Genomic DNA, 21,481 nt, shown 5'->3' on the forward strand with positions numbered 1-21,481 from the left:
ATCATCAAATGGACGAGACGCCGACCCTGGAATCACCGCCCCCCTGGTGGCGCGGCTGGCGGCCGAGGCAATGGCTCGGCCTGGCCATTTACGTGGCGGGCGCGCTCGTCCTGCTCATGCAAAGCTGGACCTTCATCCATGGCAACCCGGTGGTGCAGAGCGCGCTGATCGGCGGTTCGGTCGCGGCGCTTGCGACCGCGCTCGGCACGCTGCCGGTGCTGTTCTCGCAGCGCTTGTCCGAGCGCGTGCAGGACAGCCTGTTCGGTTTCGGTGCCGGCGTGATGCTGGCGGCCAGTGCGTTTTCGCTGGTCATTCCCGGCCTGCAGGCGGCGCAGGATGCCGGCAGCTTCGGCGGCGGGCCATGGGCGGCGGGCGGGGTGGTCGGCATTGCGATCCTGCTGGGCGGCACGGTGCTGCTGATCATGGATCGCCTGCTGCCGCACGAGCATTTCATCAAGGGCCGCGAAGGCGCGGTGGCGCAGAAGCTTCGCCGCACCTGGCTGTTCGTCATCGCGATCGCGCTGCACAACCTGCCCGAAGGTGTGGCGATCGGGGTCGGCTATGCCGGCAACGAAGGCATGCGGGCCAACGCGCTGGCGATGGGCATCGCGATCCAGGACGTGCCGGAAGGGCTGGTGGTGGCGGTCGCACTGCTGGCGGCAGGCTATCGGCGCGCGGTGGCGGTCGGGCTGGGGATTGCGTCAGGCCTGGTCGAACCGATCGGCGCGGTGCTCGGCGCGGCGGTGGTCGGCTACTCGGCGGCCTTGCTGCCGTGGGGGCTGGGCTTCGCCGCCGGTGCGATGCTGTTCGTGATCAGCCACGAGATCATCCCCGAGTCGCACCGCAAGGGGCACGAGGCGTATGCCACGGCGGGGCTGATGATCGGCTTCGTGCTGATGATGGTGCTGGATACCGCGCTGGGCTGATCCTGCCGGTGCCGCCGCCCACTGCCAGGCGGCGGCATCCGGCCATCAGGCTCTCATTCAGGCATCCACCATGCCGCTGTGGCGCAGCAAGGCGTCGACCTTGGGTTCGCGGCCGCGGAAGGCCTTGAAGGATTCCAGCGCCGGGCGGCTGCCGCCGACGGCGAGGATCTCGCGCCAGAAACGCGCGCCGGTCTCTGGATCGAGCAGGCTGCCCTTGCCGGCGCCGGCCTCCTCGAAGGCCTCGAAGGCATCCGCCGACAGCACTTCCGCCCACTTGTAGCTGTAGTAGCCCGCCGCATAGCCGCCGGCGAAGATGTGCGAGAAGCTGTGCGGGAAGCGGTGCCAGGCGGGCGGGATCATCACCGCCACTTCCTTGCGCACGTCGTCGAGCAGCGCCATCACGCGCTCGATCGGCACCGGCCCGGCGGAGGCGTCCAGCTCGCTGTGCAGGCGCAGGTCGAACATCGAGAACTCGAGCTGGCGCACGGTCTGCATGCCGCTCTGGAAGTTCTTCGCCGCGATCATCTTGTCGTACAGCGCGCGCGGCAGCGGCTCGCCGGTGTCGACATGGGCGGTCATGCCCTGCAGCACGTCCCATTCCCAGCAGAAGTTCTCCATGAACTGGCTGGGCAGCTCGACCGCATCCCATTCCACGCCGTTGATGCCGGACACCGCCAGTTCGTCCACCTGGGTCAGCAGGTGGTGCAGGCCGTGGCCGCATTCGTGGAACAGGGTCAGCACGTCGTCGTGGGTGAAGGTGGCCGGTTTGCCGCCGACCGGGCCGGGGAAGTTGCACACCAGGTAGGCGACCGGCGTGCTGCTGCCCCAGGTGTCGCGGTGGCGGCTGCGTGCCGAATCCATCCAGGCGCCGCCGCGCTTGGTCGGGCGCGCGTGCAGGTCGAGATAGAAGTGGCCGACGAGCTCTCCGTCCTTCTCGATGCGGAAGAAGCGGACGTCCGGGTCCCAGGCCGGCGCCTCGTCAGGCAGGATGTTCAACTCGGTACAGCGCGCGGATCACGCCGAACAGGCCGTCCAGCACCTTGGGCTCGGGGAAGTACTGCTTCACTTCCTGGTCGGAGTAGGCGTAGCGCTGCTGGCGCAGCTTTTCCGAGGCGTAGGCGGCATCCCAGGGCTGGAGATCGGTCAGGCCGAGTTCCTGGGCGGCGAAGGCGCGCAGCTCCTCCAGGTCGCGCTCGGCGAAGGGCCGGGCCTTGGCGGCGAGGTCGCGCAGGAAGGCGAGCACCTGCTCGGGCGTGTCGGCCATCTTCGGCACCAGCGACACTTCGGCGAAGTCGCGGTAGCCGAGCAAACGCGCCTCTTCGTTGCGCAGTGCCAGGATGCGGCCGATCAGCGGGCCGTTGTCGAGTTCAGGATTGCCGAGCTCGGAGGCACGGGTGGCGGAAGCGCGGTACATGCGCGCGCGCAGTTCGCGGTCGTCGGCGTATTGCAGCACCGGCAGATAGGAGGGCATCTGCAGCGTGAACTTCCAGCCCGGCTTGCCTTCGGCTTCGGCAGTGGCGCGGGCCGCTTCGCGCGCATCCTCGGGGATGCCGGCGAGCTGGCTGTCGTCCTCGATCCATTCCGCGTAGGCGTTGGTGGCGTCGAGCAGGTTTTCGGAAAACTTCGCCGCGAGCTGCGACTGCTCTTCCTGGATTTCCTGGAAGCGCGGCTTCTGCTCGTCCGCCAGTTCGGCGCCGGACAGGCGGAAGTCGCGCAGGCCGTGCTCGAGGATCAACTGACGCACAGGCGACAGGGTGGCGAACTCCGGGCTGTTGCGCAGCGCCTTGTACTTCTCGAACAAGGCCAGGTTCTGGCCGACTTCGGCGTAGAAGCGCGAGATGTCCGGCAGCATGGCGTTGTAGGCCTCGCGCCATTCGGGCACGTCATGCACGCTGTGCAGGTGGCCGACCACGCCCCAGGCGCGGCCGAGGCGTTCGCCGGCCTCTTCCATCGGGCCGACGAAGCCGTCCCAGGTCGGTGTCGCCGGATCGGCGGTCAGGCGCTCGATCAGGCGGCGGTTTTCATCGATCAGTTGCTCGATTGCGGGCTTGACGTCTTCCGGCTTGATGTCGGCAAAGCGCGGCATGCCGGAAAAGTCGAGCAGGGGATTGGCGACGGCATCGTTCATTGGGCTGAATCCCGGTGGCGATTGAAGTTACGGGCCAAGGCTCAGTCGAGCTTGCAGCCGGTCAGGCGCTGGTAGGCGTCGCGATACTTGTCCGCAGTATGCTCGATGACGTTGGCCGGCAGCGTGGGGCCAGGCGCGGTCTTGTTCCAGTCGAGCGTTTCCAGGTAGTCGCGCACGTACTGCTTGTCGAAGGATGGCGGACTGATGCCTTCGCGGTAGCTGTCGGCGGGCCAGAAGCGCGAGGAGTCCGGCGTCAGCGCCTCGTCGATCAGGTGAAGGGTGCCGGCGGCATCGATGCCGAACTCGAACTTGGTGTCGGCGATGATGATGCCGCGCCCGGCTGCATAGTTCGCCGCTTCCGTGTATAGCGCGATCGCGGCCTTGCGGGCTTCCTCGGCGAGCTGGGCGCCGGTCTTGCCGGTGCCGGCGAGCGCGTCCTTCAGCATCGTCTCGCAGCGAGCCTGGGCCTGCTCGAAGGAAATGTTTTCGTCGTGCTCACCCATCTCGGCCTTGGACGAAGGGGTGAAGATCGGTGCCGGCAGTCTGGCTGCCTGCTGCAGGCCGGGAGGCAGGGCGATGCCGCAGATGGTGCCGGTGGCCTGGTAGTCCTTCCAGCCGGAGCCGATCACGTAGCCGCGCACCACGGCCTCGATCGGCAGCGGTTTCAGGCGCTTGACCACCAGCGCGCGGCCGCGTACCTGGCCGCGCTCGTCGGCTGCCACCACGGTTTCGGGGTCGATGCCGGTGAGCTGGTTGGGCAGGATGTGGCCGAGCCGTTCGAACCAGAAATTGGCCAGCGCCACCAGCACGCGGCCCTTGTCCGGAATCGGGTCGGGCAGGATCACGTCGAAGGCCGACAGGCGGTCGCTGGTGACGATCAGCAGCTTCTCGTCGTCGATGGCATAGATGTCGCGTACCTTGCCGCGGCCGAGCAGCGGCAGGCTGGTGATGGAAGTTTCGAAGAGGGGAGTCGCCACGGTCTGGCCTCGCTTGCGGGCAAAGCGGGAATTATAGGGGAGTGCCGTGCGCTGCGTGCCGCAGTTCCGGTGTGACGTGGGCGATGTATGAGGACGTGACCGGGGTCACGAGATGATTCTGCCGTTTTCATTAATCTCTTCAGTATCGAAGAATTTGACAGGATGGCTCCGCACCATGTCGCTGAACCGGCTTCTCGCTACCGCAATGCTCTGTTCGGGCCTTGCCTTCCAGGCCCAGGCGGCGCCGATCTCCGCCACCGAGGCATTGAATCAGTTCAACCTGATCGTGTTCGGCAGCGCGGTTTCCTCGTCCCATGTGGACGGCCGTGCCTACGTCGGCGGCAGCGTGAGCGGCGGGAACTACGCCCAGCATGCCCAGCGGATGCCGGATTCGCCCTACGCTGGGCTGACCGTCGGCGGTGCGGCTTCTGGCGTGAATGTGAACGGCGGCGGTATTTCAGTGGGCGGCAGCCTCTCTGGGGCCAACATCAACAAGGGGAGCGCCTACGTCGCCGGCGGCGCAACCAGCACCAATTTCAATGGTGGTGCTTATGTACGAGGCCCCGAGGCCTTCAACAATTTCAATGGCGGGCGCTTGAGCGAGGCGCCCGGGTTGCCCACGCCCGAAGGCATCAAGACGAGCATGCTCGATCTGTCGCAGGAACTGAGCCAGCGCGGCAGCACCGGCAGCACGGTCGAGCTCGGCGACAGGAAGGCAGTGTTCAATGCGGTTGCCGGCGCGGACGGCGTAGCGGTGTTCGATCTTACCGGGGGGATTGCCGAAGAGCTGTTCCGCCGCGGCGAGTTCGTGTTCAACACCGGCAATGCAGGGCTGATCGTTTTCAACATCGACGCCCTCGCGCTCGATTTCGCGGTGAATTTCCTCAACGGCAGCGCGCAGCAGATCGGCGGCCTGGCCGTGTGGAACTTCTACAACGCCACCGACCTGATCATCCACAACCAGTTCGGCGGCAGCGTGCTGGCACCCAATGCACGCTTCACCAACTACAACAACATCGAAGGCACGGTGGTGGCGAATTCGCTGGTTCAGCGTGGCGAGATCCATCTCCAGCCTTTCCGTGGTGCGTTCCCGGGCAGCGCGCAGCCGTCGGTACCGCCGATGGCCAATGCGGTGCCCGAACCCGGCGCGCTTGCCCTGCTGCTGGCCGGGCTCGGGATGATGGTGGTCGCCAGCCGCGGCAGGGTGGGCAAGGCCGCAGTCCAGGCCAGGAGCAAGAGCCGGAAAGTGTGAAGCGCTCGGGGCGGCCGGGGACCTAGTGCCCGCCGCTGCCTTCTTCCTTGGCGAGCACCTTGCGCATGCGGCGCAGCCCCATGAAGACGAAGCCCGCGATCACCGGAATGGACAGCGCGGTGATGATTTCCGGCGTCAGCGGGGCGATCAGATCCTTGGCGCCCTTGGAAACGTAGTTCACCAGCTGCGAGGCGTAGTAGGTGATCGCCACCACCGACAGGCCTTCCACCGTTTCCTGCAGGTGAAGCTGGATCTTGGCGCGGCGGTTCATCTGCGCCAGCAGCTCCTGGTTCTGGCGTTCCAGTTCGATATCCACCCGGGTGCGCAGCAGTTGCGAGTTGCGCGCGATCCGTGCCGACAGGTCGTCCTGGCGGCGGGCGATCGAGGTACAGGTGTCGATCGCCGGCACTAGCCGGCGGTCCATGAATTCGCTGATCGGCGAGAAGCTGGGCAGGCGCTCTTCGCGCAGATCCTCGATGCGCTGGCGCACCAGCCGGTAGTAGGCCGCGGCGGCGCCGAAGCGGAAAGTGGTGAGCGCCACCGAACGCTCGACCTCGGCGGCGAGCCTGGACAGGCGGGCGAGCACCGCGCGGTCGTCTTCGGCGCTGCGCGCCTGGTTCATGCCGTCCATCAGATCCGCAAGCTCGTCCTCGGCGCGCGACACCAGGCGGCCGACTTCCTTGGCCACCGGAAAGGCGAGCAGGGCCATCACGCGGTAGGTCTCGATCTCCACCAGGCGCTGGGCGATGCGGCCGGCCTGGCGCGGCGTGAGCTGTTCATCCAGCACCAGGAAGTGCGAGAAACCGTCGTGGAGGTGGAAATCGGTCAGTACCCAGCCGGCGCCGCCGGCCACCTTCGAGGCGACCAGGGCCTGTCCGCTGCTCGACTGCTGGTGCAGCACGGTTTGCGGCGGCACCTCGGCGGTGCTGCGTACTTCGATGTGCGTGGCCGCGATCAACTGGCCGGGGATCGCTTCGCGCCAGGCTTCGGGCACATGGCGCAGCGCGTAGTCCTTGCTGCCGGATTCGTCGCCGTCGATGCTGCAGAAAAAGCAATAGCTGGAAAACTCGTTGTGCCTTTCCCACTTCAACTGGAAACCATCCGCTTCCAGCAGCAGATAGCCGGAGTCGGTGACCGGCGCGGGGAGGCCGAGCTGTTCGGCCAGCGCCTGCAGGTGAATGCCTTCGCGCCCGGCGCTGCCTTCGTGATGGGTGAAGGCCAGGTAGGTGACGTATTCGGGCGTTTCCAGCGCGACCGGGGGCCGGGCATGGATTTCGTCGCTGAGGACCTGGCGCAGGGGATGCTGTTCGAACGGAGGCATGGCGTCGGTGCAGGTGCCGCGACGCCCTGCGTGGTTGGGGAGGAAGCATTCTTCCCCATCGGCCCGGGCGGTGACAAGCGCCCCACAATGAAAAACGCGCCCGGCGAGGGGCGCGTTCCGGATGGGGGTGCGGGGTGGTTCAGCGCACGATCTGGGTAAGTTCGCCAGCCTTGTAGCGCGCCGCCATCCTTTCCAGCGACACCGGCTTGATGCGGCTGGCCTGGCCGGCGCTGCCGAAGGCTTCGAAGCGGGCCTTGCACACCAGCTTGGCGGCTTCGCGGGCGGGCTTGTTGAATTCGCGCGGATCGAACTTGGACGGGTTCTCGACGAAGAACTTGCGCACCGCGCCGGTCATCGCCAGGCGGATGTCGGTATCGATGTTGATCTTGCGTACGCCGTACTTGATGCCTTCGACGATTTCCTCGACCGGCACGCCGTAGGTTTCCTTCATGTCGCCGCCGTACTGGCGGATGATCTCGAGCAGTTCCTGCGGCACCGAGCTGGAGCCGTGCATCACCAGGTGGGTGTTGGGCAGGCGGGCGTGGATGGCCTTGACGCGCTCGATCGACAGGATGTCGCCGGTGGGCTTGCGGCTGAACTTGTAGGCGCCGTGGCTGGTGCCGATGGCGATGGCGAGCGCGTCGCAGTCGGTCTGCTTGACGAAGTCGGCGGCCTGGTCGGGGTCGGTCAGCATCTGCGAGTGGTCCAGCGTGCCTTCGGCGCCGATGCCGTCTTCCTCGCCGGCCTGGCCGGTCTCGAGCGAGCCGAGGCAGCCGAGCTCGCCTTCGACGCTGACGCCGATGGCGTGCGAGAACTTGACCACTTCACGGGTGACGGCGACGTTGTATTCGTAGGAGGAGGGGGTCTTGCCGTCTTCCATCAGCGAGCCGTCCATCATCACGCTGGAGAAGCCGGAGCGGATCGCGCCCATACACACCGCCGGGCTCTGGCCATGATCCTGGTGCATGACGACCGGGATGTGCGGGTAGGCTTCGACGGCGGCGTCGATCAGGTGGCGCAGGAAGGCTTCGCCGGCATATTTGCGCGCGCCGGCCGAGGCCTGCATGATCACTGGGCTGTCGCATTCGGACGCCGCTTCCATGATGGCCTGGACCTGTTCGAGATTGTTGACGTTGAACGCGGGCAGGCCATAGCTGTGTTCGGCGGCGTGGTCGAGCAGCTGGCGCATGGAAACGAGGGGCATGAAGGTTCTCCTGGATGGCGGAAGAGGGTCGAAACTAACCGCGCATTCTAATACACAGCCGGTGTGGCGTTGCGTGCGTACGAGTGCTTCAGTGTGTGTGGAATCACGAAGCCCCCGACGCCCAGGCACCTGGCGCGGGGTGGTCGCCGACGCGCACGATCTTCAGCGTGTTGGTGCCGCCCGCGGCGCCGATCGGCTCGCCGATCGTCAGCACGATCAGGTCGCCGTAATCGACCACGCCCTGTTCGAGCAGGATCTGCTCGGCTTCCCACAGCAGCACGTCGCGGTCCTGGTGGGTCTGGCTCATCAGCAGCGGATAGACCTCGCGGTACAGCGTCATCTGGTTGCGGGCGCCGGCTTCGGGCGTGAGCGCGTAGATCGGCACGCCGCAGTTCAGCCGGCTCATCCACAGCGCGGTCGAGCCGGTCTGCGTCAGCGAAGCGATGGCCTTCACCTTCAGGTGGTAGGCGGTCCACATCGCCGCCATCGCGATCGACTGGTCGATGCGGGTGAACACGCGGTCCAGCACTTCGCGGTCGAGCGTGACCTCGCTCGACTTCTCCGCTTCCAGGCAGACCCGGCTCATCGCTTCGACGACCTCGACCGGGAAGCGGCCCGAGGCGGTTTCGGCCGACAGCATCACCGCGTCGGTGCCGTCGAGCACCGCGTTGGCGACGTCCGACACTTCGGCGCGGGTCGGCACCGGGCTGGCGATCATCGATTCCATCATCTGCGTCGCGGTGATCGTCAGCTTGTTGCGGTCACGCGCCGCGCGCAGCATCTTCTTCTGCAGCGCCGGCACGGCGGCATCGCCGACTTCGACCGCGAGGTCGCCGCGCGCCACCATGATGCCGTCGGAGGCATCGAGGATCTCGCCCAGGTTGGCCACTGCCTCGGTGCGCTCGATCTTGGCGATCAGCAGCGCGTCGCCACCGCCCGCGGCGCGCATCAACTGGCGTGCCATGTACATGTCGGCTGCGCTCTTGGGGAAGGACACGGCGACGAAATCGACGCCGATCCGCGCCGCGGTGCGGATGTCGTCCATGTCCTTGGCGGTCAGCGCAGGCGCGGTCAGGCCGCCGCCCTGGCGGTTGATGCCCTTGTTGTTCGACAGCTCGCCGCCGACCTTGACGACGGTGTGGATCTCGTGGCCGGTCACGCGCTGCACGCCGAGCTTGATCCGGCCATCGTCGAGCAGCAGCACGTCGCCTTGCTTCACGTCCTTGGGCAGATCCTTGTAGTCCAGCCCGACGCGCTGGGCGCTGCCGAGTTCGCAGCGGGCGTCGAGGACGAAAACCGCATCGCGTTCCAGCGTCACGCGGCCGTCGGCGAACTTGCCGATGCGGATCTTGGGGCCTTGCAGATCGGCCAGGATGCCCACCGGCCGGCCCGCCAGCGCCGACGCCTGGCGGACGGCCCAGGCACGTGCGACGTGTTCTTCCGCCGCGCCGTGGGAAAAGTTCATCCGCACGACATCGACGCCGGCCTCGATCATGCGTTCGAGCACCTGGGGGTCGGACGAGGCGGGACCGAGTGTGGCGACGATCTTGGTGTGGCGTGACATTGGCGGCTCCGGGGGCGAATGGTGCTGGCTGTTGCATCTCCATGCATTCTAAAGCCGAGGCTGACGGCGATTTCCGCTATCTTCGGAGTGATCCGGCTTGGGGCGGAACGGCAAAAGTCTATATGCCAGTGGCTGGATGCGAACTGGCTTACGAACTTGGGGGAAGGACAGTGGAAGTTGCAGCTGTGCTCATCTTGATCGTCGCGCTGCTGGGCGGATGGTTTCATCTGCGACGACGGCTGCGGGAACAGTCAGCGCCCGTGCGCGAGCCGCGCCATCCATACCATTGTGTGTCCATCGAAGCCCGGGGAGAGGGCTGTACGGCGGTATGCCAGCTGAAGGGGGGACGCTTCCTTGCTGCGCATGCGCCGCGTTTGCCGCTGGCGGATTGTGTAAGCAGTCGTTGCGGGTGCATCTACCGGCATCATGAGGACCGCCGCCATCATGATCGCCGTAATGCCTACATCCATGCTGTGCATCTGCAGTTTGGCCATGTTCCACAGGAGCGTCGAAACACGCCTGGCCGGCGCAAGTCGGACCTGATGCTGCATCCAATGCACTGATGAGCGAAGGGGCGCCTAGGCGCCCCTTCGCTTCGTATAGCTGCGATCAGCGGCTCAGTCGGCGTAGCGCGCTTCCAGCGCGGCGATCGCCGGCAGGGTCTTGCCTTCGAGGAATTCCAGGAAGGCGCCGCCGCCGGTCGAGATGTAGCCCACGTCGTCGGCAATGCTGAACTTGGCGATGGCCGCCAGCGTGTCGCCGCCGCCGGCGATCGAGAAGGCTTCCGAGTGGGCGATGGCCGAGGCCATCATCTTGGTGCCGCCGGCGAACTGGGCGTGCTCGAAGACGCCGACCGGGCCGTTCCAGACGATGGTGCCGGCGTGGGCGATGATGTCGGCAAGCCTGGCCGAGGACTTGGGACCGAAGTCGAGGATGCGGTCGTGCGGACCGACCTCGTCCACCGAGATGCGGTTGGCGCGGGCCAGCGCCGACACTTCGTCGGCCACCACGACGTCGGTGGGCAGCGGCACTTCGGCGCCGCGTTCCTTCATGATGTCCATGACCTGCTGGGCTTCGCGCACCATCTCGGGTTCGGCCAGCGATTCGCCGATGCGCTTGCCGGCGGCGAGCAGGAAGGTGTTGGCGATGCCGCCGCCGACGATGAGCTGGTCAACCTTCTCGGCCAGGGTCTTCAGGATGGTCAGCTTGGTCGAACACCTTGGCGCCGCCGACGATCGCGACCAACGGCCGCTTGGGATCGTGCAGGGCCTTGCCGAGCGCGTCGATCTCGGCGCCCATCAGCATGCCGGCGCAGGCCACCGGGGCGAAGCGGGCGATGCCGTGGGTGGTGGCTTCGGCGCGGTGGGCGGTGCCGAAGGCGTCATTGACGTAGATGTCGCACAGCGCGGCCACCTTCTTCGCCAGCTCTTCGTTGTCCTTCTTCTCGCCCTTGTTGCAGCGGCAGTTCTCCAGCAGCACGACTTCGCCCGGCTTGACCGCGAAGCCACCGTGAACCCAGTCGGCGATCAGCTTGACCGGCTTGTTCAGCAACTGGCCCAGGCGCACGGCAACCGGCGCCAGGGTGTCGTCGGGGCCGACCGTGCCTTCGGTCGGGCGGCCGAGGTGGGAGGTGACCATCACCGCCGCGCCCTTGTCCAGGCAGTACTGGATCGACGGGATCGAGGCGCGGATGCGGGTGTCCTCGGTGATGTTGCCGGCTTCGTCCTGCGGCACGTTGAGGTCGGCGCGGATGAAGACCTTCTTGCCGCGCACGTCGAGTTGGCTGAGTTTCTTGACTTGCATGATCGTGTGAGTCTCGTGAAAACGCCCTGCGGGGCAGGGCGTCGATGGTTTGCGATTGCCGGACGCTTACTTGGTGCTCATTTGGCGTTGACGAAGGCGCGGGCGGCGTCGAGCATGCGGCAGGAATAACCCCACTCGTTGTCGTACCAGGCCAGCACCTTGACCAGCACCGAGCCGTCCTCGCCCTTGATGACGCGGGTCTGGGTGGCGTCGAAGGTGGAGGAGACGGTGGTGTGGTTGAAGTCGGAGGACACCAGCGGCTCGGTGTTGACCGCCAGGATGCCCTTCAGCGGGCCGTTGGCCGCAGCGGTCATCAGTTCGTTGATCTCTTCCTTGGTGGTGGCGCGCTCGGCGGTGAAGGTCAGGTCAACCAGCGAGACGTTGATGGTCGGCACGCGCAGGGCGAAGCCATCGACCTTGCCGACGAGCTGCGGCAGCACCAGGCCGACGGCCTTGGCGGCGCCGGTCTTGGTCGGGATGATGTTGGCGGCGGCGGCGCGGGCACGGCGCAAGTCCTTGTGGCGGACGTCAACGGTGACCTGGTCGTTGGTGTAGGCGTGGATCGTGGTCATCAGGCCTTGCTTGATGCCGACGCTGTCGGCCAGGATCTTGGCGACCGGGGCCAGGCAGTTGGTGGTGCACGAAGCGTTGGAGACGACGGTCATGCCGGCCTTCAGCGCTTCTTCATTGACGCCCATGACGATGGTAGTGTCCACGTCGTCGCCGCCCGGCGCCGAGATCAGCACGCGCCTGGCGCCCTGGTCGAGCAGGGCCTGGGCCTTGGCCTTGGTGGTGTAGGCGCCGGTGCATTCCAGCAGCACGTCCACGCCGTGGCTGCCCCAGTTGACGCCCTTGGGGTCCTTGGTGGAGTAGAAGGGGATCTTCCTGCCGTCGATGATGATGGTGTTCTCGCCTTCGGTGTCGACCGAGGTGGCGAAGCGGCCATGGGTGGTGTCGTACTTCAGCAGATGGGCGTTGGTGGCCAGATCGCCGGAGGCGTTGATGGCGACCACTTCGAATTCGTTCTGCAGGCCCTGCTCGTAGATGGCGCGCAGCGTGCAGCGACCGATACGACCGAAACCGTTGATGGCGACCTTGATGCTCATCGATGCTTCTCCCTTTTCAGATATACGAAACCGATCGCCCGCTTCAGGCGAGCACTTTTCTGACCGCGGCCACGACGGCCTCGGTGGTGATGCCGAAATACTTGAACAGCTCGCCGGCCGGGGCGGATTCGCCGAAGCGGTCGATGCCGACGACTTCGCCTTCCAGGCCGACGTACTTGCGCCAGCCGTCGCTGACACCGGCTTCGACCGCGACCCGCGGCAGGCCCTTGGGCAGCACGGCCGCCCTGTACGCTTCGTCCTGGCGGTCGAAGACGTTGGTGCTCGGCATCGACACGACGCGGACGGCGATGCCTGCTTCGGCCAACTGCTGCTGGGCCGCCATCGCCAGCGCGACTTCGGAGCCGGTGGCGATGATAATCGCCTGCGGCGCGGCCGCCTGTGCAGCAGTGCGCGCTTCGGACAGGATGTAGCCGCCGCGGCGGATGCCAGCCAGTTGTGCAGCGTCGCGGCTCTGGAAGGGCAGGTTCTGGCGCGAGAAGCACAGGCTGCTCGGGCCGCTGTCGCGTTCGATGGCGCAGGCCCAGGCGACGGCCGTTTCGGTGCTGTCGCAGGGGCGCCAGACGTCCATGTTGGGGATCAGCCGCAGCGTGGCGGTCTGCTCGACAGGCTGGTGGGTGGGGCCGTCCTCGCCGAGGCCGATCGAGTCGTGGGTGAACACGAAGACCTGGCGGATCTTCATCAGCGCGGCCATGCGCAGGGCGTTGCGCGCGTACTCGCTGAACATCAGGAAGGTGGCGGTGTAGGGGATCAGGCCGCCGTGCAGGCTGATGCCGTTGGCGATCGCGGCCATGCCGAACTCGCGCACGCCGTAATACACGTAGTTGCCGCCGCCGGTCTTGCTCACGCCCTTGGCGCCCGACCACAGCGTGAGGTTGGAGCCGGCCAGGTCGGCCGAGCCGCCGAGCAGTTCGGGCAGCTTGGGCGCGTAGGCTTCGATGCTGTTCTGGCTGGCCTTGCGGCTGGCGATGGTCTCGGTCCTGTCGGTGACTTTGGCCAGCACCGCGGCGACGTGGGCGTCCCAGTCGGCGGGCAGTTTGCCGGCCATGCGGCGCTCGAATTCGGCGGCGAGCTCGGGGTGGGCGGCGCGGTAGGCGGCGAAGAGGGCGTTCCACTGCGCTTCGGCTTCGGCGCCCTTGGCGCGGGCATCCCAGGCGGCGTAGACGTCGGCCGGAATCTCGAACGGCGGGTGGTTCCAGCCGATGTGGGCGCGCGCGGCCTCGATCTCGGCGGCGCCGAGCGGGGCGCCGTGAACGTCGTGGCTGTCCTGCTTGTTGGGGGCGCCGGCGCCGATCACGGTCTTGCAGCAGATCAGCGTGGGCTGGGTCGTGTTGGCTTGAGCCTGCTGGATGGCAGCTTCGATCGCGGCGGGGTCATGGCCCTGCACGTCGCGGATCACCTGCCAGCCATAGGCTTCGAACCTTTTCGGGGTGTCATCGGTGAACCAGCCATCGACGTGGCCGTCGATGGAGATGTTGTTGTCATCGTAGAAAGCGGTCAGCTTGCCCAGGCCCCAGGTGCCGGCGAGCGAGCAGGCTTCGTGCGAGATGCCTTCCATCAGACAGCCGTCGCCGAGGAAGACCCAGGTGCGGTGATCGACGATCTCGTGGCCGGGACGGTTGAAGTCGGCGGCCAGCAGTTTTTCGGCCAGCGCCATGCCCACCGCGTTGGTGATGCCCTGGCCGAGCGGGCCGGTGGTGGTCTCGACGCCGGGGGCGTAGCCGTATTCGGGGTGGCCGGGGGTCTTGCTGTGCAGCTGGCGGAAACGCTTGAGTTCCTCGATCGGCAGGTCGTAGCCGGTGAGGTGCAGCAGCGCGTAGATCAGCATCGAGCCGTGGCCGTTGGACAGCACGAAGCGGTCGCGGTCGGCCCACTTCGGGTTGGCCGGGTTGTGCTTCAGGTGGTGGCGCCACAGCACTTCGGCGATCTCGGCCATGCCCATCGGCGCGCCGGGGTGGCCGGAGTTGGCCTGTTGCACGGCGTCCATCGCCAGGGCGCGGATCGCGCCGGTCACGGGGTTGAAGACCGGGGGCTTGACGTTGCGGGTCAACTGCATGATGTTTTCGGGCCGGGAGGCCGCCATCGGAAAACCGCAATTATCCCTTAAAAGCCCCCGCTGATGCCAATGTTGCAATGCGATGGCGGCATGGCCATCGGATCGATGTGGCGCTCAGACCGACTGCCGGCGCCGCTCCATCAGCTTCCAGATCAGCGGGGTCAGGATCAGCTGCATCGCCAGGTCGAGCTTGCCGCCCGGGATGACGATGGTGTTGGCGCGGCTCATGAAGGCGTTGGGGATCATGTTCAGCAGGTAGGGGAAATCGACGCCGCGCGGATCCTTGAAGCGGATCACCACCATCGATTCGTCCTGCGTCGGCACGTCGCGGGCGATGAAGGGGTTCGAGGTGTCGACGATCGGCACGCGCTGGAAGTTGATGTGGGTGCGGGCGAACTGCGGCACGATGTAATGCACGTAGTCGTGCATGCGGCGCAGGATGGTGTCCTGCACCGCGTCGGCAGAATAGCCGCGGATCCGGGTGTCACGGTGCAGCTTCTGGATCCATTCGAGGTTGATGGTGGGCACCACGCCGATCAGCAGGTCGACGTGGCGCGAGACGTCGACGTCGTCGGTGACGACCGCGCCGTGCAGGCCTTCGTAGAACAGGCAGTCGGTGCCGACCGGCAGGTCTTCCCATTCGGTGAAGGTTCCCATCGGCAGGTTCCAGCGCATGGACTGCGCCTCGTTGTGGATGTAGTGCCGGCGCCGGCCGGTGGCGGCCTCGCCGTAGGCGCGGAACAGGCTTTCCAGATCGGAGAACAGGTTGGCTTCCGGGCCGAAATGGCTGATGCCGCGCTGTCCGGCGCGTTCGGCCTCTTCGATCTGCTCCTTCATCTCCGCACGCGTGAAGCGGTGGAAGCTGTCGCCCTCGACGATCGCGGCATTGACGTGCTCGCGGTGGAAGATGGCTTCGAAGGTATGCTTGACCGTCGTCGTGCCGGCGCCGGATGAGCCGGTGACGGCGATGATCGGGTGTTTCATGGACATGTTGGATGCTCTCCACGCCGCACCGTGCGGTGCACGTGCTTCAGTATATTGCGGTGCAGCAAAATGGAACAGGCCGGCAGGCGTCCGGGCGGTCCGCGGCCCGGGTGCTCAGGACCGCGCCTTGACCCATGCAGACCATTCGGTGAACAGGCTGGGATTGACCGCGGCGATCACGCCGCGCTTCAGCGCCGGGCCGGCCATCAGCGAGCCGCCGTCCAGCGCTTCGGCCACGCCGCCCGCTTCGGCCAGGATCAGCCGGCCGGCGGCGTAATCCCACAGCATCTGGCCGCCGTGCAGGTAGACATCCAGCCTGCCTGCGGCGACGAAACACCATTCCAGCGCGCTGGAGCCGAAGTTGCGCTGCGAGTAGTAGGGGGGGCGCACCGCCAGCTCATCGCCCAGGTGGTGGCTGATGCGCTTGAAATCGACGCCGGCCACCGCGTCGCGCAGTTGGGACGCACCTTCGCGCAGCGGCAGTTCGGTGCCGTTGAGGTAGGCGCCGGCGCCGCGTGCGGCATAGAAGGATTCGTCGGTGATCGGGTTGTAGACCACGCCCAGCACCGGCTCGTGGTCGATCAGGTAGGCGATCGACACGGCGAACAGCGGAATGCCGTTGGCGAAGTTGGTCGTGCCGTCGATCGGATCGATGCACCACAGGCCACGGCCGCCTTCGTTCCACAGGTGGGCCTGCTCGGTGGCGGTCATTTCCTCGCCGAGCACTGCGCCGGCGAGGAGTTTCGGCAGGGCTTCGCTGAAGCAGCGCTGCGAGGCCAGATCGGCCTCGGTAAACAGCGAGCCGTCCGGCTTGCGGTTGCGCGCCGACTTCAGGTAGCGGGGCAGGATTTCGTCGCGCGCGATGTCGCGCACCATCGATTCGAGGGCTCGGGCACGGGCGAGGCGTTGGGCTGCGGTGGGCATGCGGGCTCCTGGCCGGTCGGCTGCTTGATGCGAAGTCTATAATCTTACGATGATTTCACGTTTCCATTTTCCAGGGCCTCTGCCCGATGGCGGCGAAGTCGCGCTGCCCGACGATCTCGCCCATCATGCGCTGCGTGTGCTGCGCCTGCGCGACGGCGAGCCGCTGGTCTTGTTCGACGGCAGCGGCGGCGAAGTCGAGGCGCGCCTGGTGGTGCGCGGCAAGGCCGGCTTTGCCATGCTTGGCGAGCGGCGCCTTTTTGATCGCGAGTCTCCCTTGCGCGTGGTGCTGGTGCAGGCGCTTGCGGCGGGCGACAAGATGGACTGGGTGGTACAGAAGGCCGTGGAACTGGGCGTGGCGGCGATCCAGCCGGTGCAGGCCGAGCGTTCGGTGCTGCGGCTGGCGGGCGAGCGCGCGGACAAGCGGCGTGCGCATTGGCAGCAGGTGGCGGTGTCCGCCTGCGAACAGAGCGGGCGCAACCGCATTCCGGACGTGGCGCCGATCCTGCCGCTGGCGTACTGGCTCGGCGCCGCGCGCGGACGGGAGGTATGGGTGCTGGCGCCAGGCGGTGGGGAAGGCTTCCCATCCGGCGAGCAGCCAGCAGGCGAACTGCATGTGATGATCGGCCCCGAAGGCGGCTGGACTGAAGGCGAGCTTGCCGCCTGCGATGCCGCAGGCGTGCGCCGGGTGACGCTCGGTCCGCGGGTACTGCGGACCGAGACCGCGGGACTGGCCGCGCTGGCGGTGCTGCAGGCGCGCTGGGGCGATTTCTGACCAGACGGTCCGGTCCTGCGGGGACAAGGGCGACGGGAGGAAGGGATGTTCGAATCTGCGGAACTTGGCCACAGGACCGACAAGGAAGAGTACGACGCTGCCGTGCCGCCGCTGCGCATGGCGCTGCTCGATGCCCAGTACGAGATCCTCGAATTGAAGCAGTTTGCCGTCGTCGTGCTGATCAACGGCATCGATGGCGCAGGCAAGGGCGAAACCATGAACCTGCTCGACGAGTGGATGGATTCGCGCCACATCGAAGGCTGGGCCTTCGACCAGCCGACTGCCGAGGAAAGCGAGCGTCCGTTCATGTGGCGCTTCTGGCGTGCCTTGCCGCCGCGCGGCAAGATCGGCGTGATGTTCAACAACTGGTATTCGCAGCCGATCCGCGACCGGGTCGAGCGCATCGGCAGCAAGGCCGATTTTGAACAGCGCCTCGGCGAGATCCGCCGCTTCGAGGACATGCTGGCCCAGGAAGGCGTGTTGCTGGTCAAGTTCTGGTTCCACCTGTCGAAGAGCGGCCAGAAGAAGCGCCTGCGCGAACTGGCGAAGGATCCGCGCACGCGTTGGCGCGTCACCGAGCGCGACTGGCAGTTCTACCGGCAGTACCCGCGCTACCGCGACGTCGCCGCACGTGCGCTGCGCCAGACCAGCACCGGCAACGCCCCATGGATGATCGTCGATGGCAGCGATCCGCGCTTCCGGGCACTGTTCGTCGGCCGCAGCTTGCTGGCGGCGCTTGAGAAGCGGCTCGAGGCTGCGCGTCGCAGGCACGTGCCTCGCCAACTGGCGCCAGCGCTGCCGCCGGTCATCGACCGGCGCAATGTGCTCGACAGCCTGATACTGCGCCAGTCGATGGGCAAGAAGGAATACGGCGAGGCGCTGGAAGGGCTCCAGGGCCGGCTGGCACTGCTGACCCGCGACGGGAAGTTCCGCAGCAGGCATTCGCTGGTGCTCGTGTTCGAGGGTGGGGACGCTGCCGGCAAGGGCGGTGCGATTCGACGGGTCACCGCGGCGCTGGACATCCGCCAGTACAGCGTGGTGCCGGTTGCCGCGCCGACCGAGGAGGAGCGTGCCCAGCCCTATCTGTGGCGCTTCTGGCGCCATCTGCCGGCGCGCGGCAAGACCGTGGTGTTCGACCGTTCATGGTACGGCCGGGTGCTGGTCGAGCGGATCGAGGGTTTCTGTTCGGAGGCCGACTGGATGCGGGCTTATGGCGAGATCGGCGATTTCGAGGATCAGCTCGCCGACGTAGGCATCATCGTGATCAAGTTCTGGCTGGCGATCGGCAAGGATGAACAGCTGGCGCGCTTCCAGGCGCGTGAGGCGGAGCCGCACAAGCGCTTCAAGATCACGGCGGAAGACTGGCGCAATCGCGAGAAGTGGGACGATTACGTCCGCGCCGTGTGCGACATGGTCGATCGCACCAGTACCGAGCGTGCGCCCTGGACACTGGTCGAGGCAGAGAACAAATATTTTGCCCGGATCAAGGTTTTGCGCACGATTTGTGAACGCATCGAAGCGGAACTGGCCTGACTTGTGCGTGGCGATGTCGCCGCGCGCACGCATCCGCTAGAATCCCGCCATCCGAAATTCCGTCGGCCCGGTGGCTTTGCTTCGACATGCCGCTGGTCCGGCACCTGCCGCGGTGACTGCGTGAACGCTGAATCGACCCCCGACGTACCGGTGCCCGACGACCCCACGTCTCAGTTCGTCGCCTGGGTGCGTGGCGCTGCACCTTACATCCACGCCTTTCGCGGCAAGACTTTCGTCGTCGGCTTCGGCGGCGAGGTGGCGGCGGGCGACCGCGCGCAGCGCCTGGCCTACGACTGCAACCTGCTCGCCGCGCTCGGCATCCGCCTGGTGCTGGTACATGGGGCGCGGCCGCAGATCGATGTCGAACTGGCCCGCCGCGGCCTGGAACCACGCTTCCACCACGGCCTGCGGGTGACCGATGCCGAGGCGCTGGAGTGCGTGAAGGCGGCGATGGCGGTGACCCGCTTCGAAGTCGAGGCGCTGCTGTCGCAGGGCCTGCCCAATACGCCGATGGCGGGCAGCTACATGCGCGTGACCGGCGGCAACTTCATCACCGCACGTCCCGTCGGCGTCGTCGATGGCGTCGATTACCAATATACCGGCGCGGTGCGCAAGATCGTCGCCGACGAGATCAACGCCGATCTCGACCAGCACAACGTGGTCCTGATCACGCCGCTCGGTGTCTCGCCCGCAGGCGAAATCTTCAATCTGGCGATGGAGGAGGTGGCCGAAGCGGTGGCGGTGGCGGTGAAGGCCGAAAAGCTCATCTATCTGTGCGATGCGCCTGGGCTGCTGGATGGCGAGGGCGGGCTGGTCGAGTCGGTGACGGCGGACGAGGCGCAGGCCAGGCTCGCGAGCGGAGAAGGCCTGACCGAGGATCTGGGGCTGTTCCTGCCATGTGCGATCCGTGCGGTGCGCCGCGGCGTGGCGCGCTGCCACCTGATCGACCACGACAAGGACGGCGGGTTGCTGCTGGAGTTCTTCACCCATGCCGGCGTCGGCACCGTGGTGTCGCGCGACCCTTTGTTCCGCCTGCGCGAGGCGACGGTCGATGACGTCGCCGCGCTCGTCTCGCTGATCACGCCGATGGAGTCCGATGGCACGCTGGTGCGGCGAGGCCGCGAACTGCTCGAACAGGAAATCGAGCGTTTCACCGTGGTCGAGCATGATGGCGTGCTGGTCGGTTGCGCCGCGCTGTATCCGTTCTCGGAGGACAATGCCGCCGAACTCGCCTGCCTCGCGGTGACGCCGGAATATCGCCGCGCCGGCCTGGGCGACCAGTTGCTGAAGCGCATCGAGCGCCGGGCCCGCGTGCAGCGGCTGGAGCGCTTGTTCGTGCTGACGACGCGTACTGCGCACTGGTTCCGCGAACGGGGTTTCAGCGAGATCGGCCCCGAAGCCCTGCCGCGCAAGAAGCGTGAGCTGTACAACCTGCAGCGGCGCTCCAAGGTGTTTGTGAAACCCCTATGATCCTCTGGCCCAGACGTACGATGCGGCGACAGGCCGATGCCGAACTGGCGCTTCTGCGGCAGGTGGCGGAGGGCGTACACGGCATCGAAGCGGTGTTCGATCGCGATTTGCGTCTGCTGTGGATCAGCCCCTCGATCGAGCGCGTCACCGGGCTGGAGCCGCAGGAGTGCATGGAGGCGGAGGATGCGCTGGATCTGCTCGTGCACGAGTCGGACCGCAGCTATTGCCGCCGCATGCTGACGCAGATGGTGGTGGATGGAGTGGCGCAGGATTTCGAGCTGCGGCTCAGGCGGCGGGACGGCGAAGCGGCTTGGGTTGCCTCCCACTGGCGGGCGGTGCCGGATGCCGAGCCCGGGCTGGCCGCCCTGCGCCTGTCGGCCGAGGATATCCAGACGCGCAAGGAAACCGAGTACAAGCTGCTCGAGACGGTCACCGAACTCCGCCGCGCCCAGGCGCTGCGCGAGCACTACCTGCTGAGGAGCAACGACGAGCGCCAGCGCCTCGCCGCGCTGCTCAACCTGATCCGGCTGGGCATCCTGTTCATGGACCAGGAACGGCGGGTGCTGTACTACAACCGGGCGATGCTCGAGATCTGGGGATATCCGGAGGATACGCACCTGATCGGCATGCGCGAGAGCGTGCTGCAGAGCAAGGCTGCGCCCTTGCTGGAAGATGCCCAGGCCTATTTCGTCCATGTCACCGAGGTGCTGGAAACCAGGAAACCGATCAGTGACGAACATGAATTCCGTTTCGCCGATGGCCGCGTGATCACGGACCGTTCGGCCGTGGTGGCGGGGGCCGGCAAGGACCAGCGCATCGGGCGGGTCTGGATCTACGAGGACGTGACCGAGGCCCGGCGCATTTCGGCGCAGTTGATCTCGATGGCGGAACGCGATCCGCTGACCAACATCTTCAACCGGCGCCGCTTCCATGAGGAACTCGAGCGGATGCTGGCCGATGCGGCGCGGCGCGGCACTTCGGTCGGCTTGCTCGGCATCGATCTGGACGGCTTCAAGCCGATCAACGATGCCTTCGGCCATCAGGCGGGCGACGAAGTGCTGGTGACGCTCGTGGAGCGGGTCGGCAGCGTGGTGCGCCGCAATGAAATGTTCTTCCGTGTCGGCGGCGACGAGTTTTCCATCCTGGTTCCCGACGCCAGGGCGTCCGCGCTGGCCGAACTGGCCAATCGCCTGTGCGAATCGATCGGTGGCCTGGTGTTCGAGTTCGACGGGCACAAGGCCGGTGTCACGGCGAGTATCGGCATCGCCCTGTTTCCCGAACATGGCGGTGACGCTGAAAGCCTGATGGCCGCCGCCGACGAGGCGATGTACCGCTCGAAGGCGGAAGGGCGCAATCGTTGGAGCCTGTCGGCAAGAGGCGGGGGCGAATCCGCTAGAATGCCGGCTTCGAGCTCCGATGAACCCGTTAGCAGAGAGGATTGAA

Annotated in this window: 15 protein-coding genes and 2 pseudogenes; 6 read left to right on the forward strand and 11 right to left on the reverse strand. The window is 66.6% G+C overall.

Going from position 1 to position 21,481, the window contains the following annotated elements; all coding sequences use genetic code 11:
• The first annotated feature begins 8 nt into the window (after positions 1–8).
• Complete coding sequence (locus tag QM748_RS01120; RefSeq protein WP_415245248.1) at positions 9–926, forward strand: ZIP family metal transporter; 918 nt, start codon at positions 9–11, stop codon at positions 924–926.
• A 57-nt stretch (positions 927–983) separates the two neighbouring features.
• On the opposite strand, the pseudogene QM748_RS01125 reads toward QM748_RS01120, so the two are convergent.
• A pseudogene (locus QM748_RS01125) lies at positions 984–3,054 on the reverse strand (M3 family metallopeptidase).
• Positions 3,055–3,095: 41 nt separating this feature from the next.
• Positions 3,096–4,031: a phosphoribosylaminoimidazolesuccinocarboxamide synthase gene (locus tag QM748_RS01130; protein ID WP_415245249.1), complete on the reverse strand. Its 936-nt coding sequence runs from the start codon at positions 4,029–4,031 to the stop codon at positions 3,096–3,098.
• Between the two features lie 175 nt (positions 4,032–4,206).
• Here QM748_RS01130 and QM748_RS01135 point away from each other — a divergent pair, with 175 nt between their 5' ends.
• On the forward strand, positions 4,207–5,283 hold the full coding sequence (locus tag QM748_RS01135; RefSeq protein ID WP_415245250.1) for a choice-of-anchor A family protein: 1,077 nt from the start codon (positions 4,207–4,209) through the stop codon (positions 5,281–5,283).
• A gap of 22 nt (positions 5,284–5,305) precedes the next feature.
• On the opposite strand, the gene QM748_RS01140 is transcribed toward QM748_RS01135, so the two are convergent.
• The 9 genes and pseudogenes from QM748_RS01140 to QM748_RS01180 all read right to left on the reverse strand — a co-directional run bounded on the left by QM748_RS01140 (position 5,306) and on the right by QM748_RS01180 (position 16,263).
• The gene (locus QM748_RS01140; protein ID WP_415245251.1) at positions 5,306–6,604 is read right to left on the reverse strand and encodes a DUF3422 family protein; all 1,299 of its coding nucleotides are present in this window, start codon (positions 6,602–6,604) and stop codon (positions 5,306–5,308) included.
• A 139-nt stretch (positions 6,605–6,743) separates the two neighbouring features.
• Entirely contained in the window at positions 6,744–7,808 is a 1,065-nt protein-coding gene (gene fba, locus QM748_RS01145) for a class II fructose-bisphosphate aldolase (protein ID WP_415245252.1), read from the reverse strand.
• A gap of 103 nt (positions 7,809–7,911) precedes the next feature.
• Positions 7,912–9,372 (reverse strand): pyruvate kinase, encoded by a 1,461-nt coding sequence (pyk, locus tag QM748_RS01150; protein ID WP_415245253.1) that lies wholly within the window; start codon positions 9,370–9,372, stop codon positions 7,912–7,914.
• Positions 9,373–9,623: 251 nt separating this feature from the next.
• On the reverse strand, positions 9,624–9,866 hold the full coding sequence (locus QM748_RS01155; RefSeq protein ID WP_415245254.1) for a hypothetical protein: 243 nt from the start codon (positions 9,864–9,866) through the stop codon (positions 9,624–9,626).
• 123 nt (positions 9,867–9,989) lie between these two features.
• Positions 9,990–11,175 (reverse strand): annotated as a pseudogene (locus tag QM748_RS01160) (phosphoglycerate kinase).
• 77 nt (positions 11,176–11,252) lie between these two features.
• Positions 11,253–12,281 (reverse strand): type I glyceraldehyde-3-phosphate dehydrogenase, encoded by a 1,029-nt coding sequence (gene gap / locus QM748_RS01165; RefSeq protein WP_415245255.1) that lies wholly within the window; start codon positions 12,279–12,281, stop codon positions 11,253–11,255.
• Positions 12,282–12,324: 43 nt separating this feature from the next.
• Positions 12,325–14,355, reverse strand: coding sequence for a transketolase (tkt, locus tag QM748_RS01170; protein ID WP_415245256.1), 2,031 nt, complete (start codon positions 14,353–14,355; stop codon positions 12,325–12,327).
• Positions 14,356–14,469: 114 nt separating this feature from the next.
• Positions 14,470–15,345 carry a phosphoribulokinase gene (locus QM748_RS01175; RefSeq protein ID WP_415245257.1) on the reverse strand — a complete coding sequence of 292 codons (876 nt, stop codon included), beginning with the start codon at positions 15,343–15,345 and terminating at the stop codon, positions 14,470–14,472.
• A gap of 108 nt (positions 15,346–15,453) precedes the next feature.
• Entirely contained in the window at positions 15,454–16,263 is an 810-nt protein-coding gene (locus tag QM748_RS01180) for an inositol monophosphatase family protein (protein WP_415245258.1), read from the reverse strand.
• 49 nt (positions 16,264–16,312) lie between these two features.
• Between QM748_RS01180 and QM748_RS01185 the strand changes: the two genes are divergently transcribed.
• The 4 genes from QM748_RS01185 (at position 16,313) to QM748_RS01200 (ending at position 21,480) form a co-directional block, all read left to right on the forward strand.
• Positions 16,313–17,035 carry a 16S rRNA (uracil(1498)-N(3))-methyltransferase gene (locus QM748_RS01185; RefSeq protein WP_415245259.1) on the forward strand — a complete coding sequence of 241 codons (723 nt, stop codon included), beginning with the start codon at positions 16,313–16,315 and terminating at the stop codon, positions 17,033–17,035.
• A gap of 45 nt (positions 17,036–17,080) precedes the next feature.
• The gene (pap, locus tag QM748_RS01190; protein ID WP_415245260.1) at positions 17,081–18,568 is read left to right on the forward strand and encodes a polyphosphate:AMP phosphotransferase; all 1,488 of its coding nucleotides are present in this window, start codon (positions 17,081–17,083) and stop codon (positions 18,566–18,568) included.
• 120 nt (positions 18,569–18,688) lie between these two features.
• On the forward strand, positions 18,689–20,038 hold the full coding sequence (gene argA / locus QM748_RS01195; protein ID WP_415245261.1) for an amino-acid N-acetyltransferase: 1,350 nt from the start codon (positions 18,689–18,691) through the stop codon (positions 20,036–20,038).
• Between the two features lie 20 nt (positions 20,039–20,058).
• Positions 20,059–21,480 (forward strand): diguanylate cyclase domain-containing protein, encoded by a 1,422-nt coding sequence (locus tag QM748_RS01200; RefSeq protein WP_415245262.1) that lies wholly within the window; start codon positions 20,059–20,061, stop codon positions 21,478–21,480.
• Position 21,481 lies beyond the last annotated feature (1 nt).

Origin of the sequence: Thauera sp., assembly GCF_047601425.1 — a bacterium.
In the GTDB taxonomy this organism is placed as follows: Bacteria; Pseudomonadota; Gammaproteobacteria; order Burkholderiales; family Rhodocyclaceae; genus Thauera.

Coding starts and splice junctions, on each gene's coding strand:
- QM748_RS01185 (WP_415245259.1), top strand. CDS start 16,313: ATGATTTCACGTTTCCATTTTCCAGGGCCTCTGCCCGATGGCGGCGAA.
- tkt (WP_415245256.1), bottom strand. CDS start 14,355: ATGCAGTTGACCCGCAACGTCAAGCCCCCGGTCTTCAACCCCGTGACC.
- pap (WP_415245260.1), top strand. CDS start 17,081: ATGTTCGAATCTGCGGAACTTGGCCACAGGACCGACAAGGAAGAGTAC.
- gap (WP_415245255.1), bottom strand. CDS start 12,281: ATGAGCATCAAGGTCGCCATCAACGGTTTCGGTCGTATCGGTCGCTGC.
- fba (WP_415245252.1), bottom strand. CDS start 7,808: ATGCCCCTCGTTTCCATGCGCCAGCTGCTCGACCACGCCGCCGAACAC.
- QM748_RS01155 (WP_415245254.1), bottom strand. CDS start 9,866: ATGGCCAAACTGCAGATGCACAGCATGGATGTAGGCATTACGGCGATC.
- QM748_RS01200 (WP_415245262.1), top strand. CDS start 20,059: ATGCGGCGACAGGCCGATGCCGAACTGGCGCTTCTGCGGCAGGTGGCG.
- QM748_RS01175 (WP_415245257.1), bottom strand. CDS start 15,345: ATGTCCATGAAACACCCGATCATCGCCGTCACCGGCTCATCCGGCGCC.
- QM748_RS01135 (WP_415245250.1), top strand. CDS start 4,207: ATGTCGCTGAACCGGCTTCTCGCTACCGCAATGCTCTGTTCGGGCCTT.
- QM748_RS01140 (WP_415245251.1), bottom strand. CDS start 6,604: ATGCCTCCGTTCGAACAGCATCCCCTGCGCCAGGTCCTCAGCGACGAA.
- pyk (WP_415245253.1), bottom strand. CDS start 9,372: ATGTCACGCCACACCAAGATCGTCGCCACACTCGGTCCCGCCTCGTCC.
- QM748_RS01180 (WP_415245258.1), bottom strand. CDS start 16,263: ATGCCCACCGCAGCCCAACGCCTCGCCCGTGCCCGAGCCCTCGAATCG.
- QM748_RS01120 (WP_415245248.1), top strand. CDS start 9: ATGGACGAGACGCCGACCCTGGAATCACCGCCCCCCTGGTGGCGCGGC.